This is a genomic window from Ruegeria sp. G7 (genome assembly GCF_056535465.1).
On the sequence record NZ_JBQFIL010000001.1, the window covers coordinates 1,156,768 to 1,172,795 of the forward strand.

General features: G+C 61.4%; 15 protein-coding genes. 8 read left to right on the forward strand and 7 right to left on the reverse strand.

Features of this window, described 5'->3' with window-relative positions:
• Nucleotide 1: 1 nt before the first annotated feature.
• Both ACR3EN_RS05830 and tsaD read right to left on the reverse strand, forming a co-directional pair.
• Nucleotides 2–964: an NAD(P)H-dependent glycerol-3-phosphate dehydrogenase gene (locus ACR3EN_RS05830; protein ID WP_480823742.1), complete on the reverse strand. Its 963-nt coding sequence runs from the start codon at nt 962–964 to the stop codon at nt 2–4.
• The gene (tsaD, locus tag ACR3EN_RS05835) at nt 961–2,058 is read right to left on the reverse strand and encodes a tRNA (adenosine(37)-N6)-threonylcarbamoyltransferase complex transferase subunit TsaD (RefSeq protein WP_480823740.1); all 1,098 of its coding nucleotides are present in this window, start codon (nt 2,056–2,058) and stop codon (nt 961–963) included. Before tsaD ends, ACR3EN_RS05830 begins: the two co-directional genes overlap by 4 nt.
• A gap of 97 nt (nt 2,059–2,155) precedes the next feature.
• On the opposite strand from tsaD, the gene ACR3EN_RS05840 reads away from it, so the two are divergent.
• The 3 genes from ACR3EN_RS05840 to ACR3EN_RS05850 are packed head-to-tail and all read left to right on the forward strand — an operon-like array spanning nt 2,156 to nt 5,785.
• Nucleotides 2,156–2,869, forward strand: coding sequence for a uroporphyrinogen-III synthase (locus ACR3EN_RS05840; protein WP_480823738.1), 714 nt, complete (start codon nt 2,156–2,158; stop codon nt 2,867–2,869).
• Nucleotides 2,870–2,922: 53 nt separating this feature from the next.
• Complete coding sequence (locus ACR3EN_RS05845) at nt 2,923–4,287, forward strand: COG4223 family protein (RefSeq protein WP_480918397.1); 1,365 nt, start codon at nt 2,923–2,925, stop codon at nt 4,285–4,287.
• Nucleotides 4,288–4,297: 10 nt separating this feature from the next.
• Nucleotides 4,298–5,785 (forward strand): heme biosynthesis HemY N-terminal domain-containing protein, encoded by a 1,488-nt coding sequence (locus ACR3EN_RS05850; protein ID WP_480823734.1) that lies wholly within the window; start codon nt 4,298–4,300, stop codon nt 5,783–5,785.
• A 4-nt stretch (nt 5,786–5,789) separates the two neighbouring features.
• On the opposite strand, the gene ACR3EN_RS05855 is transcribed toward ACR3EN_RS05850, so the two are convergent.
• From ACR3EN_RS05855 to ACR3EN_RS05875, 5 genes are all read right to left on the reverse strand, one after another.
• Nucleotides 5,790–6,560 carry a citryl-CoA lyase gene (locus tag ACR3EN_RS05855; RefSeq protein ID WP_480823732.1) on the reverse strand — a complete coding sequence of 257 codons (771 nt, stop codon included), beginning with the start codon at nt 6,558–6,560 and terminating at the stop codon, nt 5,790–5,792.
• A complete protein-coding gene (locus ACR3EN_RS05860; RefSeq protein WP_480823730.1) occupies nt 6,557–7,744 on the reverse strand; it encodes a CaiB/BaiF CoA transferase family protein in 1,188 nt (395 codons plus the stop codon). The genes ACR3EN_RS05855 and ACR3EN_RS05860 overlap by 4 nt, the downstream gene beginning before the upstream one ends.
• Nucleotides 7,734–9,245 (reverse strand): tripartite tricarboxylate transporter permease, encoded by a 1,512-nt coding sequence (locus ACR3EN_RS05865; protein ID WP_480823728.1) that lies wholly within the window; start codon nt 9,243–9,245, stop codon nt 7,734–7,736. The genes ACR3EN_RS05860 and ACR3EN_RS05865 overlap by 11 nt, the downstream gene beginning before the upstream one ends.
• Nucleotide 9,246: 1 nt before the next feature.
• Nucleotides 9,247–9,729 carry a tripartite tricarboxylate transporter TctB family protein gene (locus tag ACR3EN_RS05870; protein WP_480823726.1) on the reverse strand — a complete coding sequence of 161 codons (483 nt, stop codon included), beginning with the start codon at nt 9,727–9,729 and terminating at the stop codon, nt 9,247–9,249.
• Between the two features lie 67 nt (nt 9,730–9,796).
• Complete coding sequence (locus tag ACR3EN_RS05875; RefSeq protein ID WP_480823724.1) at nt 9,797–10,780, reverse strand: Bug family tripartite tricarboxylate transporter substrate binding protein; 984 nt, start codon at nt 10,778–10,780, stop codon at nt 9,797–9,799.
• 109 nt (nt 10,781–10,889) lie between these two features.
• Here ACR3EN_RS05875 and ACR3EN_RS05880 point away from each other — a divergent pair, with 109 nt between their 5' ends.
• The 5 genes from ACR3EN_RS05880 to ACR3EN_RS05900 all read left to right on the forward strand — a co-directional run bounded on the left by ACR3EN_RS05880 (nt 10,890) and on the right by ACR3EN_RS05900 (nt 16,025).
• The gene (locus ACR3EN_RS05880; protein ID WP_480823722.1) at nt 10,890–11,558 is read left to right on the forward strand and encodes a response regulator transcription factor; all 669 of its coding nucleotides are present in this window, start codon (nt 10,890–10,892) and stop codon (nt 11,556–11,558) included.
• Nucleotides 11,548–12,915 (forward strand): sensor histidine kinase, encoded by a 1,368-nt coding sequence (locus tag ACR3EN_RS05885; RefSeq protein WP_480823720.1) that lies wholly within the window; start codon nt 11,548–11,550, stop codon nt 12,913–12,915. Before ACR3EN_RS05880 ends, ACR3EN_RS05885 begins: the two co-directional genes overlap by 11 nt.
• Entirely contained in the window at nt 12,894–13,892 is a 999-nt protein-coding gene (locus ACR3EN_RS05890) for an ABC transporter substrate-binding protein (RefSeq protein WP_480823718.1), read from the forward strand. The genes ACR3EN_RS05885 and ACR3EN_RS05890 overlap by 22 nt, the downstream gene beginning before the upstream one ends.
• A gap of 77 nt (nt 13,893–13,969) precedes the next feature.
• Nucleotides 13,970–15,052, forward strand: coding sequence for an MHYT domain-containing protein (locus ACR3EN_RS05895; protein WP_480823716.1), 1,083 nt, complete (start codon nt 13,970–13,972; stop codon nt 15,050–15,052).
• A 139-nt stretch (nt 15,053–15,191) separates the two neighbouring features.
• On the forward strand, nt 15,192–16,025 hold the full coding sequence (locus ACR3EN_RS05900; protein WP_480870881.1) for an FAD binding domain-containing protein: 834 nt from the start codon (nt 15,192–15,194) through the stop codon (nt 16,023–16,025).
• Nucleotides 16,026–16,028 lie beyond the last annotated feature (3 nt).

Consider the following 16,028-nt stretch of genomic DNA (forward strand, 5'->3'; position numbering starts at 1 on the left):
ATTATTCCTCCTTGAGTGGACGACCCAGCAGAGTCCGAATCGCGTCGGCCACACTGTAGGCTCCGCCGCTGAGTTTCGCCACCGTCGTGCTGATGGGCATGTCCAGCCCTTCGGACGCGGCAATGCTCGACATGGCTTGGGCCGTGGCGACGCCCTCCACTGTGGTCGCATCATCGAAGGGCTGATTCAGACCCAAAGACAGGCCAAAACGATAGTTTCTGGACAATTCTGATGAACAGGTCAGGACCAGATCACCCAGTCCGGACAGGCCCATCAGCGTCTCGGGTGCTGCGCCGCGCAGCGTGGCAAAGCGCTGCATCTCGGCGAACCCCCGCGTTATCAATGCGGCCCGTGCGCTGTCCCCCAGCCCGGCGCCGATCGCCGCCCCGCAGCCGATTGCCATGACGTTCTTGAGGGCGCCGCCCAACTCGGCCCCGACTGTATCGGATGTGCGATAAAGGCGCAGATTGGATGTCGTCAGCTGTTGCTGAAGCGATGCGCCCAGTTCAGCGTCTGCGCAGGCAAGCGTCAACGCGGTCGGCAGCCCGCGGGCTATGTCGTCGGCAAAGCTTGGGCCTGTCAACAGCGCCGGATATGCGTCCGGGATCGTCTGCTCGATCACCGAGACCGGCCCCAGCCCCGAGGATTGTTCGATTCCCTTGCAACAGGCCACGAGGGCCTTGCCCGCCAAGCTGCCTGCATGATCGTGCAATGCCTCGCGCAACTTTTGGGTCGGGACGGCGACCAGCACCACATTGCTTTGCGCGACATCCCGCATCTCGGCGGTCACCCGGATTGCAGCGGGTAGGGTGACGTCCGGCAACCGCGCCGCGTTCTGGCGGGTCGCAGCCATCGCGCGCGCGTGTTCGGGGTCGCGGGCCCACAGTGTCACTGGACCATTCTTCGCCAACGAGATCGCCAGCGCGGTCCCGAACGCACCCGAGCCCAATACCGCGACGCTCATGCTTTGGCCCCTTTCTTACCGCTACCCAGCATCGCAGGACTGGTTTGGTCCAGCGGCCATCTGGGGCGTGCGATCAGGTCTAATCCGTCGCGCGCACCGGTGCGGAAGCGTTCCAGACCTGCATACGCGATCATCGCGGCATTGTCGGTACACAACGCCAGCGGTGGCGCGGTAAAGCGCGTGCCTTCTTCCGTCGCAACAGTCTCTAACGCGGCGCGAATGGCGCTATTTGCCGCCACTCCACCCGCCACTGCGATGGTCGGTTCCGAGGGGTAGGATTCAAGATAGCGCGAAATCGCGCGCCGTGTTTTTTCGGCCAGCGTGTCCACAATCGCCTGCTGGAACCCGGCACAAAGATCAGCGCGATCTTGCCGGGTCAGGCCACCCTTTTCGGCCACGATCTGATCTCGCATCCGCATCAGCGCGGTCTTAAGTCCGGAAAAAGACAGATCGCATCCGGGGCGATCAAGCAAAGGGCGCGGAAAGCGGAACCGCTTTGGATCTCCGCCGCGCGCCTCGGCCTCGACGGATGGTCCGCCGGGTTGGGGCAAGCCCAGCAGACGCGCGGTTTTGTCGAAAGCCTCGCCCGGGGCATCGTCGATAGTGCCGCCCAGTCGCGTGAACTGGTTTGGTCCATGGGCGATCAGATATTGGCAGTGCCCGCCCGACACCAGAAGCATCAGATAGGGAAACGCGATTCCATCGGTCAGGCGTGGGGTCAGCGCGTGACCGGCCAGATGGTTTACCCCCACCAGCGGCAAGCCGGTCGCCGCGCTGAGACCTTTGGCGCACATGACGCCGGACATAACCCCTCCGATCAGGCCGGGACCTGCCGTAACCGCGATCGCGTCCAGGGCATCCAACCCGATATTGCCCTGTGTTAGAGCCTCTTTGACGCAGATATCCAGCTTTTCAGCATGCGCGCGCGCGGCGATTTCAGGCACGACGCCGCCATAGGCGCTGTGCAGATCGGTTTGCCCGTGAACGACCGAAGACAGGATCTCGGGCAGTGCGCCTGCGCGATGGCGCACCACGGCGGCGGCAGTATCGTCGCAGCTGCTTTCCAGCCCGAGGACTGTAAGTGTTTGCACCATTGGCCTGATCCGTTGCATCATGATTGGCAAGCGGGGTATCACCCCGCGCGGATGCAAACAATCCCAAGGCCGAAGGCGCCGAACGTTGTATTTGTTGATGACCCGCCCTCGCGCCGCCTCGGACAGGTTCGTCGCGCAATTGCCGGACCGCGTCAGAGCGCAGGTCACAATCCTCATTTCGCCGCTGCTTGAGATCCGGCCGATGGCCGTACCGGTTGAGAGTGAAGGTCTTGGCGGTTTGATATTCACCTCGGCCAATGGGGTCACTGCCGCAGCGGCGCTGGGTGTGGATCGCGATCTGCCCGCTTGGTGCGTGGGGCCGGCAACCACGCAGACGGCGCAATCGGCTGGCTGGTCGGCGCAGATGGTCGGCGCCACTGCCGAAGAGCTGGTCGCCGGTCTGCTGCGTCTCAGGCCGCCGAGCCCATTGTTGCACCTGCGTGGCGAACATAGCCGCGGTCACATCGCCGAACGCTTGACCGGTTCAGGGTTAACCACGCGCGAGCAGGCAATCTATCAGCAACATCTGCTCCCGCTGAGCGACGAGGCCTCATTGGCGGCTGAAGGCAGTGACCCGGTCATCGCGCCGCTTTTCTCTCCGCGGTCGGCGCGACATTTTGCCGAGGTCTGGGCGGGTCCTGCCCCGTTGTGGCTGGCCGCGATCAGCGAGGCAGCGGCGGAACCCCTTAAATCCTTGACGTTTGAAAACCTCAGGATCGCGAGCGAGCCAAATCCGGACAAAATGCAGAAAGCCGTTAAAAAGCTTGTGAAACATGCGATGCGGGTTGAGGGCAAGCCGGGTGCGGATTAACTTGGGTGGGTCTGTAGTTCATGTGTTTTTGGAATCGATAAGGGGATAAGGCGGTGGCTGATAAGAAAAAACCCGATCAGGAACCGGTCGAAGACCCCAGCGTCGAAGAGGCGAAAGAAACCACCGAAACTGAAAACGAAGGCCTGTCTGATGACACGGCGGTTGACGCGGCTGAGCCGCAGGACGAGATAAATTCCGAAGCCGAAGCCGAAGCCGAAGCCGAAGCCGAAGCCGAAGCCGAAGCCGAAGCCGAAGCCGAAGCCGAAGCCGAAGCCGAAGCCGAAGCCGAAGCCGAAGCCGAAGCCGAAGCCGAAGCCGAAGCCGAAGCCGAAGCCGAAGCCGAAGCCGAAGCCGAAGCCGAAGCCGAAGCCGGACGTGTCGAAGAGCCAACGCCTGTCGAAGAACCGGCCCCCGCGGAAGAGAAGGCGATCGAACGTAACGACGACAAACGCGGCGGCTTTATACCGGCCCTGCTGGGCGGAGCCATTGCCGCAGGGATCGGGTTTGTTGTGGGCAATGGCGGCTTTACCTCTCAGGGCGCGGATGGATCCGATGCCATTGCCGCGCTCGAGGCCAAGCTGGCCGACCAGTCGGATCAGATCGCCAAGCTGACCCAATCCCTGAGTGACAGCCCGGATGTGTCGGGTTTGTCGGCTCAGATTACCGCGCTGTCGGACAAGCTCGCGCCGGTCGAAAGCGATTTGGGCGCGGTGAAATCCAGCGTTGATGCCTTGGCCGGACAGGTTGCACCGTTGGGTGACCGGCTGACAGAGCTTGAGAAAAAGCCGATCGAAGCCAATGCCTCGCCCGAGGCGATGGCTGCCTTCGAGGCAGAGTTGAAAAAGCTGCAGGATTCGTTGACAGCCCAGCGCAGCGAAGTCGAAAAGATGGTATCGGACGCCCAGGCGCTTGAGGCGAAGGCCTCGGCCGAGGCGCGCGCGGCCACCAACGCGGCGATCCTGTCGCGGCTGCATGGTCAGTTGGATGCAGGCCAGCCCTATTCCGATCTGGTCAGCGAATTGAAAGCCGGTGGTGTCGATGTGCCCGACGCTTTGGCTGCACCTGCCGACAAAGGCGTCGAGACGCTTTCGGCGTTGCGCAGCGCGTTTGCTCCGGCGGCGCGGACGGCCTTGGCGGATGCGCGGGGCGCGGACAAGGGCACCGGCCTGATCGCGTTTTTGCAGCGTCAAACCGGTGCGCGGTCGGTGACTCCTCAGGATGGGGACGACCCGGATGCCATCCTGTCGCGTGCGCAGGCAGCTTTGTCGGATGGGGATCTGTCCACGGCGCTGAACGAACTGAAATCCCTGCCCGATGCGGCGCAGACCCCATTGGCGGATTGGGCGCAGGCGGCACAAACGCGGCTTTCGGCTGTTGAGGCCGCCAATACGCTGGCTTCAAGCCTGAACTCGAACTGAAGGACCTGCCATGCTGTGGTCATTGTTAAAGATCCTTGTTTTTGTTGCGATTATCGGTCTGCTGGCCATAGGCGCCGGGTATCTGATGGAAACCAGCGGCGGGGTGCAGATCACCGTTGCGGGCACCGAATACACGCTGGGGCCGCTGCAATCGGTGATCGCGCTGGGCGTGCTGGTTTTTGCGGTCTGGCTGTTCTTCAAGCTGCTGACGCTTCTGATCGCGACGCTGAAGTTCCTGAATGGGGATGAGACCGCCCTGTCACGGTATTTCGATCGCAGCCGCGAACAGCGCGGGTATCAGGCGCTGGCGGACGGGTTGATGGCGCTGGCTTCGGGCGAGGGGCGCGTGGCGATGACCAAGGCCAGCAAGGCCGAGAAGTTGTTGAACAAACCCGAGTTGACCAATCTGCTGGTTGCGCAGGCCGCCGAGATGACAGGCGATACGAAGAAGGCGGAAGAGACCTATAAAAAGCTGGTGACCAACTCTACCACGCGATTTGTCGGTGTGCGCGGTATCATGAAGCAGAAGCTGGCCGAGGGTGATGATGAAACCGCCCGTAAACTGGCCGAGAAGGCACTGGCGCTGAAACCGCGCCACGAAGAAACACAGGATGTTCTTCTAAGTCTTCAGACCAAGGCGCAGGATTGGGCCGGGGCACGGTCTACGCTGACTTCAAAACTGAAAGCCGGGCATCTGCCGCGGGATGTGTTCAAACGGCGCGATGCGGTTCTGGCGTTGTCCGAGGCCAAAGAGATTCTGGCGGACGGGGCCACCGTCGAACAACAGGAACACGCGATTGAGGCCAACCGTCTTTCGCCAGATCTGGTGCCCGCCGCCGCGATGGCAGCGCGGGCCTACATCGAAAAGGGCAAGGCGCGGGCTGCGACGAAGATTCTGAAAAAGGCGTGGGAGGTGCAGCCGCACCCCGATCTGGCGCATGCCTTTGCCGAGATCGCCCCCGAGGAAACCCCCGGCCAGCGCATCAAGCGGTTCACTGCGTTGACGCGCATTCACCCTGAGAACATGGAAACCCGGCTGATTCTGGCCGAGTTGAACATCGTCGCCGAAGATTTCCCAGAAGCCCGTCGTGCGCTGGGCGATGTGGTCGAAAAGCAGGGCGACGCGCGGGCGTATACTCTGATGGCGGCAATTGAGCGGGGCGAGGGGGCTTCGGACGCCGTGGTGCAGGGCTGGCTGGCGAAGGCGCTGAACGCGCCGCGCGGGCCGCAATGGGTGTGCGACAACTGCCATGACATTCAGCCCGAATGGGGGCCGGTCTGCCAGAACTGCGGCAGCTTCGATACGCTCAGCTGGCAAACGCCCCAGACACCCGAAATCGCAAGCGCAACCGGTGTGCATATGCTGCCGCTGATCGTGGGCGCGGTTGAGGATCAGTCTGAACCTGAGCCGGAACCCGAGGTCGAAGAGGCTGACGCGGAAGAGGTAATCGACGTCAGCGCCGAGCCGGTTGAGCTCGAGGAAGAGAAGCGGGCCTAGCCGTTCAGGACGGGCCAGTATAGGTCCAGCGATATGCAGGTGGCGTGGGGCCTTTGTTGCGCCCGCCCTGCTGCATCTGCTCCCACGCGTGGGCCAGTATCCCGACCGACCGTGACAGGCAGAACAGACCACGTGCAAGCGGTGGGGCAAAGCCCAGCTCGGCATAGATCACCGCCGTAGCGCCATCGATGTTCATCGGAACCGGTTTGCCCTTTTGGCGGCAAAGCGCGCTTTCGACGTCCCGGCCGATTTTCATGTACCGTCCCTCGCAAGCGCCCGCCCCGACGGCCTCTTCGACCAGCGCCATCAGACGCGGCGCGCGCGGGTCGGTTGGCGTGTGAAACCTGTGGCCAAAGCCGGGCAGAATCCTGCCGTTGATCGCGGTCCAGTCCTCTAACGCGGCATCCAGATCTCTGGGGCTGTTTTCTATGAAATGATACAGCGTGACCGCTTGCTCTCCGGCCCCGCCGTGGACGTCGCCCAGCATGTTGACCGCACTCGCCATCGCGTTGTTCAGGGGCAAGCCGCAGGTCACGGCCATCCGGGCGGTCGCGATTGAGGGGGCTTGTGGGCCGTGATCGACGGCTGCGACCAGTGCCGCTTCGAACAAGCGGGCCTGCGCGGGTGTGGGGCGATCCCCGCGCACCATCAGCCAGATCATCTCGGCGAAGCTGATGTTTCCGATCAATTGCTCGATCGGTTGGCCCCGTAATGCGATCCGTCCGGGCTCCATATCAATGATGGCTGTCTGCCACCAATCGGCGACGTCACTCATATGATTCCCTCTTGCCTTAGCGCGTCGATTTCGGCGTTCGACAAACCCAGTTCAGTCCAGATCGCTGCGTTGTCGGCGCCCAGCGCGGGTGGGGCGGTTTGCGGCATCTTGCGTTCGCCGTCCATGACCACTGGGCTGCCTGCCAGACGCATGTCCTCACCCTGCGCTGAGAGGGTTCCGATCAGACCCCGACCCGCCATCTGTTCGTCCGACAAAGCTTCGGGCACGGTCAGAACCTGCCCCGCGGGCACGCCGCGTGCGTTCAATTCGCGGACCCAATCCGCAGCCGGGCGGGTGGTCAACACGTGCTCCAGTTCCTGTCGCAGTGCTTGTCGGTTCTGTTTGCGATCTTCGCGGGTTTTATAGTCGGGATGGGTCAGCAAGTCGTCTCGGCCCAGATGTCCGGCCAGCGCTTGCCATTGTTCATCCCGATTGGCCGCGATGTTTATCGGCCCATCGAAAGTTGCGAAAGTTCCCGACGGCGCCGAGGTGGTGTTTTCGTTGCCATGGGCCCCCGGCAGGACGCCACCCAGAAGGTAGTTCGATACGACCCACCCCATGGTCGAGACGACGGCTTCGGTCATGGCAACGTCCAGAAACGCCCCGCGTGGCTTGGCGTTCAGGGCGGCGCTGATGGCGAAGGCTGCGGTCAATCCGCCAACCGTATCCGCCAAAGGGTATCCAACCCGGTAAGGTGCGGTATCAGGTGCGCCGGTGATCGACATAACACCGCTGAGGCCCTGCACAATCTGGTCATAAGCCGGGTCGTCGCGACGCGGTCCCGACTGGCCAAAGCCGCTGATTCCGCAATAGATCAGGTTGGGATTCTCGGCGCGTAAGACCTGATACCCCAGCCCCAGCCGGTCCATTACGCCGGGGCGAAAATTCTCTACCAGAACATCGGCGCTTTGGACCAGTCGTCTAAGCAACGCTTTGCCCTGCTCGGCTTTCATATCCAGCGTGACGGATTTCTTGTCGGCATTCTGCGCCAGAAAGCTGATGCCCATGCCGGCCTTGTTGCGGTCAGGGTCCGCGCCCAGCACACGGGCCAGATCACCGGTGCCCGGGCGTTCGACCTTGATGACTTCGGCCCCCATCAATGCCAGCTGGTAGCAGCAATAGGGGCCAGCCAAGACGTTGGTCAGGTCAAGAACCCGGACCCCCGATAGCGGCTCAGTCGCCATCCGCAATCCCGGCTGCGCGGGCTTTGGCCCGGCGGGCGCGATAGCTTGGCAGCAGGACCAGCAGCACCGCGATCACCAGCAGGCCCAAGGTCATCGGGCGCTCCCAGATAAAGGCGATACCATCGTAAAGCTGCATGGAGCGTGCGAAGTTATCCTCCATCATCCCGCCAAGGATAAAGCCGATCAGCAGCGGCGCGAGCGGATAGTCCGCAAATTTCAGCGCTGTCGCGCAGACGCCGAAGCCAACCAGTATCAACAACTCGGTGGCGTTGTTCTGGCCGATATAGGCCCCCATCAGGGTGAAGAACAGGATGAACGGGATCAGGTAGTTGCGCGGAACCGCCAGCACTTTGGCAATATAAGGGATCAGCGGCAGGTTCAGGATCAGCAGAACCAGATTGCCGATGAACATCGACATGATGACGGCCCAGAAGATCTGAGGCTCGTCAACCATCAGGCGCGGACCCGGAGTGACGTTCAAGGCGATCAACGCGCCCAGCAGGATCGCGGTGGTGCCCGAGCCGGGGATACCCAGCGTCAGCAGCGGCACGAAAGATCCTGTACAGGCCGCGTTGTTTGCAGCCTCTGGCGCGGCAAGACCTTTGATCGAGCCTTTGCCGAACTCTTCTTGTTCCTCTTTCGGGGCGATGTTGCGCTCAACCGCATAGCCGAGGAAGCTGGCGATCGTCGCCCCAGCCCCGGGCAGTACCCCGATAAAGAAACCCTGTGCCGACTGACGCCCTACAACCGGTGCGATGGCTTTTGCCTCTTCCTTGGTGATGCGCAGGTCCTTGATGTCGCCGTCATCGCCTTTCAGGTCTTTGGGTTTGAGGACAAGGAATAGCGCCTCGGGCAGGGCGAACATCGCCATGGCCAGCGTGATGAAGCCAAAGCCCGATTGCAGGTCCATGATGCCCATGGTGAAACGCGGCAGGTTGAACAGCGCACCTTCGCCAACGGTGGCCATGATCAGGCCCAGGATCGTCATGATCAGTGCCTTGGCCACTTGCCCGGACCCGGCAAAGGCTGCGATCGCGGACAGGCCCACGACCATCAGTGCGAAGTATTCGGCAGAGTGGAACAGCAGCGCGACCGACGACAGGGCAGGGGCGAACACCATCAACAGGACCGCACCCAGCGTGCCGCCCGCGAAGCTGGCGATCGCGGCGATGGTCAGCGCCTTACCGGCCTTGCCTTGCCGCGCCAGCGGGTAGCCATCAAAGCTGGAGGCCACGGTGCCCGCGACCCCCGGCGCGTTCAGCAGGATGGATGAGGTCGAGCCGCCGAAGATGGCGCCGTAATAGACACCCGCCAGCAGGATCAGAGCGGCCGAGGGGTCGCCCATCGAGATGGCAACGGGGATCATGATGGCGATGATCGACATCGGGCCCAGACCGGGCAGCATGCCAATGAATGTGCCGATCAAACAGCCCGCAACGACCATCAGAAGGTTTTGGATGGAAAACGCCGTTTGCAGGCCAATCAGAAGTCCTTCGAGCATGTCAGCCTCCGAACACGCCCGGCAGGGGGCGCATGTAAATTCCAAGAACTTCCTGAACCAGATACCAGACGAATCCGGCAGCAATCAGGGCGACGGGGATCATGATGTGCCATCTGCGTTCGCCGAGAATGTAAGATCCGATGATCAGAAAGGCCGAGGTTGCAATCAGGAAACCAACCGGGCGCAGACACAGTGCGTAGATGACCATGAGTACCAGCAGCGCGATCGCCTGATCCAGATGGTATTCGCCCAACCGGCGGTAATCGATATCGGCCTCTTTGATCTCGCTCTTTTCAAACCCAAGCAGGATGATTGTCGAGGCGATGATCCCCAGTACCGACAGAACCTTGGGGAAGGTGCTGGGCCAGATGGGGTTTCTTTGCATGAAAGGGGGTAGGCTGCCGTCCATTGTGAACCAGGCCGCATAGCCATAGGTCAGACATATCCCCAACAATACAAGCGCGATCCAGCGATCCAGCGCCATGGTGTCCCCTCCCATTGTGGTGTTGTTTGGTGGGGCAGAGCGGCTGTCCGCTCTGCCGAAGCTGCCTTTAGAGGAAGCCCAGTTTCTTCATCAGATCGCTGATCTGCTGTTCCTGCTCTTCCAGGAACGCTTTGAAGTCATCGCCCGAGTTGTGGATGTTCACCCAACCATTGCGCGCGCGTACTTCTTCCCATTCAGGCGTGTCGTACATCTTGGTGATGGCTTCCTGATAAGCGACCAGCTTGTCTTCGGGCAATCCGGGTGCACCAAAGAACCCGCGCCAGTTGACGAAAGTGGTGTCGATGCCCTGCTCTTTCATGGTCTGCGCATCCGGCGCTGCATCCACGCGTTCCTCGGCGGTCACGCCGATGATCTTCACTTCGCCCTGATTGGCCAGATCAACGGCTTCCGAGAAGCCGGTCGACAGGGCTGCAATCTCACCGGACAAAAGTGCCGCCATGGCTTTGCCGCCTGCGTCATACGGGATGTACTTGACGCTCAGCGCATCTTTGCCTGCCGCTTCCATCACCATTGCCGCCACCAGATGGTCCATGCCACCCGGAACCGAGCCGCCGCCAATGGCCGTGGCGCCCGGATCAGCGTCGAAGGCCGCCAGCAGATCATCCATCGAGTTGATCGGGCTGTCCTTACCGACGACGATTGCGGCATAGTCACCGATCGTGCCCGATACCAGCGTCAGATCGCGGAAATTGTGCGGGAACACTCCGGTCAGCGAACGGATGACGATGGGCGTCGAATTGACCATCAGCGTGCCATGGTTGCTGTCGGCGTTTTCGATCAGGAAGCCGATGGCCTTACCACCGCCGCCGCCGGACATATTCTCGTAAGATGCTGTGCCGACCAGACCTGCGTTTGTCAGTGCTTCGCCGGTTCCGCGCGCGGTCCCGTCCCAGCCACCACCGGCACCCCCGGGGATCAGAAAGTGGATGCTGTCCACAACCTGATGACCATCGGCCAATGCGGGCCCGGTCAGGCCTACGGCGGCCACAGCTGCGATCAGGGCCCGACGGCCCAGTGTGAATGTTGTCATGATGTCCTCCCATTTGACAACCGGCCGCGGTGCGGCTCAGATTATCGGGAAGTTTAAACACACGAACCTGACATCAACCTGTCACGCGTTAGGATACGCCCGATCCCCGATGAAATTCCTACTGGTCGAAGATAATCTTGATCTCGCAAACGCGATGTGCGCCCGAATGCGTCTGGATGGCCATGTCGTTGATCATGCAGCGAAATTGGATGATGCGACCGCCTATGCCGAGGTCGAGGAATACGACCTGATCCTGCTGGATATCATGTTGCCCGACGGCGATGGGCGGGACTTTCTGCAACGCCACCGGGCCCGTGATCCTGACACACCCGTCATCGTTCTGACCGCCCGCAGCCAGGTTTCGGATCGAATCGGGTCGCTTGATCTGGGCGCTGACGACTACATGACCAAGCCCTTTGACCATGCCGAGCTTGAGGCCCGTTGCCGCGCCGTTCTGCGGCGCAAATCCGGGATCGCCAAATCACGGATCGAGGTCGGTGGGATCGTTTTTGACCCGGTCGCAGGCCATCTGAGCGTCCAGGGTGAGACCATATCCCTGCGCAACCGCGAATTGCGGATGATGGAACTGTTCATCAACGCACCGGGTCAGGTGTTCTCGAAACAAAAGCTGGCTGACCGGCTGTTTTCCTACGACGACAATGTCTCGGACAACGCGATCGAGGTTTATGTGGGCCGGTTGCGCAAGCACCTAGAGAAGTCCGAATTGAAGATCACCACGTTGCGCGGATTGGGCTATAGGCTGGATCATGACGGTTAGCCCGGCTGTTTCAGGATCGCTCAGAAATCGGCTGGTGCTGACGTTGATCAGCGGTGCGGCCCTGTTGGCCATCTTGTTGTTCTTCGCCGTTCGAAGCTACGCCGTGCAGGTGGCACAACAGGGGCAGGACAACATCCTTGGTGCATCAGTGTCTTCGATCCTTGATGCAGCCGCGCTGCGCGATGGTCAGCTTGAGATCGATATCCCCTACGCCGCGTTCTCGATGCTGGCGACGCCATCGGATGATCGGGTGTTTTATGCGATCTTTCAGGATGGCGCATTCTTAACGGGTTATGAGGATCTTCAGGTCGCCCAGAATACGGATGATGGAACGTGGTCCTTCGATGAAGGCGAAATTCGCGGCGAGCGCATAAGGCAGGTGAATGCCAGCCGCACTCTGGTGGGTCTGGGTCGACAGACCGAGATTGACGTTGTGCTTGCCCAGACGCAGGATGCCCTGTCCGAAACGCTGGATCAGATCTCGCGCAATGCCGCGTTTCTGGGGCTTGGGTTTTTTGTGCTGACGGCGGCCCTGTCCTTTTGGGTGACGTCCGCGACCATCGGGCAACTGAACAAGCTGACGACATCCGTGACCCGTCGCGGGCCGCAGGACCTGAGCCCGTTCAGAAAATCGGTGCCCAAGGAAATGGCACCACTAGTGACATCCCTGAATTCGCTGATGGGGCGTCTGGACCAGTCCCTGACCCAATCCGAAGACTTCATCGCCGAGGCGGCACATCGGGTGCGCACGCCGCTTGCCACCGTCCGATCCTATGCCGAGGCGACCCTGCACCGTGTCGAACGCAAGGAAAACCGCGAAGCGCTGCGCGCAATGGTTCGGGCGATTGACGAAAGCTCTCGGGCGGCGGGGCAGCTTTTGGATCATGCCATGATCACCTTCCGGGCCGATCATCTGGAGCGCGAGGATCTTGATCTTGTCGCCCTGACGCAAGAGCTTGTGCAGCGGCTGACACCCATTGCCGAAATGAAAGACCTGTCGTTGTCTCTGACGGGTGACAGCGCTGTCGCGTATTCAGGTGATCCGATCCTGTTGCAGAACGCGGTACGTAACATGGTGGACAATGCGCTGAAATACGCACCCCCAGACAGCACGGTCGAGATCAACGTGACCGTATCGCCCCAACCGCAGATCAGCGTTAGGGATTGGGGGCCGGGGTTCCCTCCTGATGAGATCGGCACGCTGACCCGCCGGTTCGAGCGGGGCCAGAACGCGACCGGCACGATCGGCTCGGGGCTGGGTTTGACCATTGTGCAAGACGTGGCAACCGCGCATGGCGGCAAGCTTGTCCTGACCAACCAACCAGAGGGCGGCGCATGCGTTACCTTATCGCTCTGAGCCTGTTGCTGCTGCCCTGTGTCGGCATGGCCGAGGAGTGGGAAGACAGGCAGCTTTTCAACGACGGGGCGACGGGCACGCCTCTACGAGTCATATCAAGCACCGATACGGTTCTGTTTGCACCCTTCATCGAAGAATTTGTCGCCGAATATCCAGAGATTAGTGTCGAATATCTGGTTTCTGGCACGGCTGATATCTATGACCGCGTGCGGTCAACGCCCGACGCATTCGATGTCGTCATTTCCAGTGCGATGGACCTGCAGCTGAAGCTGGCCAATGACGGTTTTGCGCTGCCTTTGGACGATATGCCGGGGCCCGACTGGGCTCAGTGGCACGACAGCCTGTTTGCCTTCACCTCCGAGCCCGCGACCATCGTGGTTAACCGTGCGGCCTTTGCCGGTCAGCCCATCCCGGACACCCGACAGGGTCTGATCGAAGCGATGCGGGAACGGCCTGAGACCTTCCGGGGCAAGGTCGGAACGTATGATGTGCGGCAATCCGGGCTGGGCTACCTGTTCGCCACGCAGGACGCGCGCGCGTCAGAAACCTTTTGGCGCCTGATGGAGGTCATGGGCGGTCTGGATGTGCGCCTGTATTGCTGCTCCGGTGACATGATCCGTGATCTGGCGAATGGCAAGATTCTGGTCGCCTACAACGTGCTGGGCAGCTACGCGGCGGTCCAGACCGAAGGCAAGGATGCGCTTGAGATTGTACTGCCGTCCGATTTCCAGACGACAATGATGAGAACGGTCATGGTCTCGGACGCAACGCAAAGGCCCGAGGCTGCCGAGGCCTTTGTGCGCTACCTGATCGCGGGTGCCGCACATTCTTCTGAAAACGCGCCCCTGCCCGTTTTGTCGGCATCCGTTGACGGTGCGCAGGAAGCCATCGGATTGAACCCCGCTTTGCTGACCTATCTGGATGTATTGAAACGCAGAAAGTTTATTTCGGCCTGGGAAAACGCTGTTATCCAGTAAGGGGGTCGCGCCGATTGTGGTAAGCGATTGCGTTTGCTAACGTCGCCCTCGCGCCGGGGGAGGGCGCCATAACCCGAATGCTGGACTATTCCCATAACGCCTGGCTGGTCGCAGCCTCATTGGCCGTGGCGCTGATGGCGGGCTTTACTGGCCTGTATCTGACCCACGGCGCGTCGCGGCTGGATACCCAGCGGCGCAAGCTGGTGGTGGCGCTGGCGGCGGTCATTCTGGGTGGCGGCATCTGGTCGATGCATTTTGTCGCGATGCTGGGGCTGCAACTGCCGATCCTGTTCTACTATGACGCTCTGATCACGCTGATTTCAGCGTTGGTGGCGATCCTGATGGTGGGGCTGGCGCTGCTGCTGCTGCATTTCCGTCCGCGCACGCCTCAGATCATGATCGGGTCCGGCGTGATCGTCGGGCTGGGGATTGTGGTGATGCACTATATCGGCATGGCCGGAATGCAGCTGTGCCGCCCGGTCTATAACGCGCTGGACGTTGTTCTGGCGACGCTGGCCTCGGTGATGCTGTCTGTGGCGGCCATTTGGGTTGCCTATGGCAACCGGACACAGCGCAACATCCTGCTTGGGACGGTCTGTTTCGGGCTGGCCGTGTTCACCATGCACTTCGTGGCGACCGGCCTGACGGATTTTGTGGCCAGCGACAGTGCCGCCGGTGCAGGGCCCGCGCTGGACAATCAGGTTCTGGCAATGGGGGTCACCGTTTCGGTCTTTCTGATTTGCGGCGCCTTTCTGCTGACCGGGATTTCATTCATCGAACCAAAAGAGCAACCCGTTGAAGAACCCGCGCCGGAACCCGCAACGCTGCGCGCTGGGGTGCCCTTTGAGCGCGAGGGGCAAACCTTTTTCACCGAACCCTCCAGCATCGCCGCCATACGGGCCGAAGGGCATTACACGGTGCTTTATATGGGGGCTGAAAAACTGTTCTGCCCCTGGTCGATAACCGAAGCCGAGACACGGCTTATTCCCGACGGCTTTCTGCGCTCCCATCGCAGCTATCTGGTGAACCCAAGGCATGTCTCAGGCTTTGAGCGGCACAAGGACAATGGCACCTGCTACTTCGATGGTGTCGATGCCTTGGCGAAAGTGCCGGTCAGCCGATCCCGCCTGAATGACATCCGCGAGGCGCTGGGTCTCTGATCGCAACTGGTGCAGCCTATTCGCATTTCGTGAAACAAGCTGCGCGGCCGGTTCCCATTGGCTGGAACCGTTCATCCTGGCGTCTTTTCCTTTCCGCAGGTCCCCCAAGGCATACCGCTCGGACCCAGGGAGGAAAAATATGATACCAGCCGGTTTTGAGTATCACCGGCCAGGCGATATCGCCTCGGCCATCGGCATTTTGCAGGAACACGGAGACGAGGCACGCGTGATCGCGGGCGGGCACAGCCTGATCCCGATGATGAAACTGCGCATGGCCGAGATGGGCCATCTTGTCGATCTGCAGGCCATCGAGGAATTGAAAGGCATCGAGGTCGGGTCCGACACCGTGACCCTTGGCGCGATGGTCACGCAGCACGAATTGATCACCCATGATGGCCTTGCCTCGGCCATTCCGCTGATCCGCGAGGCGGCGTTGCAGATCGCGGATCCGCAGGTGCGCTATGTCGGGACGGTTGGCGGCAACGTGGCCAATGGAGACCCGGGCAACGACATGCCGGGGCTGATGCAATGCCTGAACGCGACATTCGATCTGTCCGGCCCGGATGGGTCCCGCAGTGTCGCCGCGCGGGAGTTTTACGAGGCTGCGTATTTCACCGCCCGCGAGGACGAAGAAATCCTGACCCGGATTTCGATCCCGGTGCCGGGTGCCGGTGTCGGTCAGGCCTATGAAAAGCAAAAGCGCAAGATCGGCGACTATGCCACCGCCGCCGCTGCCGTGATGGTGGGCAACGGCACCGCCTCGGTCGCGATGACCAATCTGGCCGATACGCCTGTGTGGTCCGAAGGGGCCAGTGCTGCGCTGGCCGCTGGCGATGTGGATGGCTGCGTTGCAGCGATGTTGGACGCCATCGAGCCCGTTGCCGACAACCGTGGGCCTGTCGAATTCAAGAAACACGTGGCCGCCGTGATGCTGCGCCGCGCCATCGACCGTGCGCTAAGCCGCGCGGGTTGAGGG

Bases quoted from the DNA above. Each gene is read 5' to 3' on its own strand.
- ACR3EN_RS05830 (WP_480823742.1), bottom strand. From the start codon at position 964: ATGAGCGTCGCGGTATTGGGCTCGGGTGCGTTCGGGACCGCGCTGGCG.
- tsaD (WP_480823740.1), bottom strand. From the start codon at position 2,058: ATGGTGCAAACACTTACAGTCCTCGGGCTGGAAAGCAGCTGCGACGAT.
- ACR3EN_RS05840 (WP_480823738.1), top strand. From the start codon at position 2,156: ATGACCCGCCCTCGCGCCGCCTCGGACAGGTTCGTCGCGCAATTGCCG.
- ACR3EN_RS05850 (WP_480823734.1), top strand. From the start codon at position 4,298: ATGCTGTGGTCATTGTTAAAGATCCTTGTTTTTGTTGCGATTATCGGT.
- ACR3EN_RS05855 (WP_480823732.1), bottom strand. From the start codon at position 6,560: ATGAGTGACGTCGCCGATTGGTGGCAGACAGCCATCATTGATATGGAG.
- ACR3EN_RS05860 (WP_480823730.1), bottom strand. From the start codon at position 7,744: ATGGCGACTGAGCCGCTATCGGGGGTCCGGGTTCTTGACCTGACCAAC.
- ACR3EN_RS05865 (WP_480823728.1), bottom strand. From the start codon at position 9,245: ATGCTCGAAGGACTTCTGATTGGCCTGCAAACGGCGTTTTCCATCCAA.
- ACR3EN_RS05870 (WP_480823726.1), bottom strand. From the start codon at position 9,729: ATGGCGCTGGATCGCTGGATCGCGCTTGTATTGTTGGGGATATGTCTG.
- ACR3EN_RS05875 (WP_480823724.1), bottom strand. From the start codon at position 10,780: ATGACAACATTCACACTGGGCCGTCGGGCCCTGATCGCAGCTGTGGCC.
- ACR3EN_RS05880 (WP_480823722.1), top strand. From the start codon at position 10,890: ATGAAATTCCTACTGGTCGAAGATAATCTTGATCTCGCAAACGCGATG.
- ACR3EN_RS05885 (WP_480823720.1), top strand. From the start codon at position 11,548: ATGACGGTTAGCCCGGCTGTTTCAGGATCGCTCAGAAATCGGCTGGTG.
- ACR3EN_RS05890 (WP_480823718.1), top strand. From the start codon at position 12,894: ATGCGTTACCTTATCGCTCTGAGCCTGTTGCTGCTGCCCTGTGTCGGC.
- ACR3EN_RS05895 (WP_480823716.1), top strand. From the start codon at position 13,970: ATGCTGGACTATTCCCATAACGCCTGGCTGGTCGCAGCCTCATTGGCC.
- ACR3EN_RS05900 (WP_480870881.1), top strand. From the start codon at position 15,192: ATGATACCAGCCGGTTTTGAGTATCACCGGCCAGGCGATATCGCCTCG.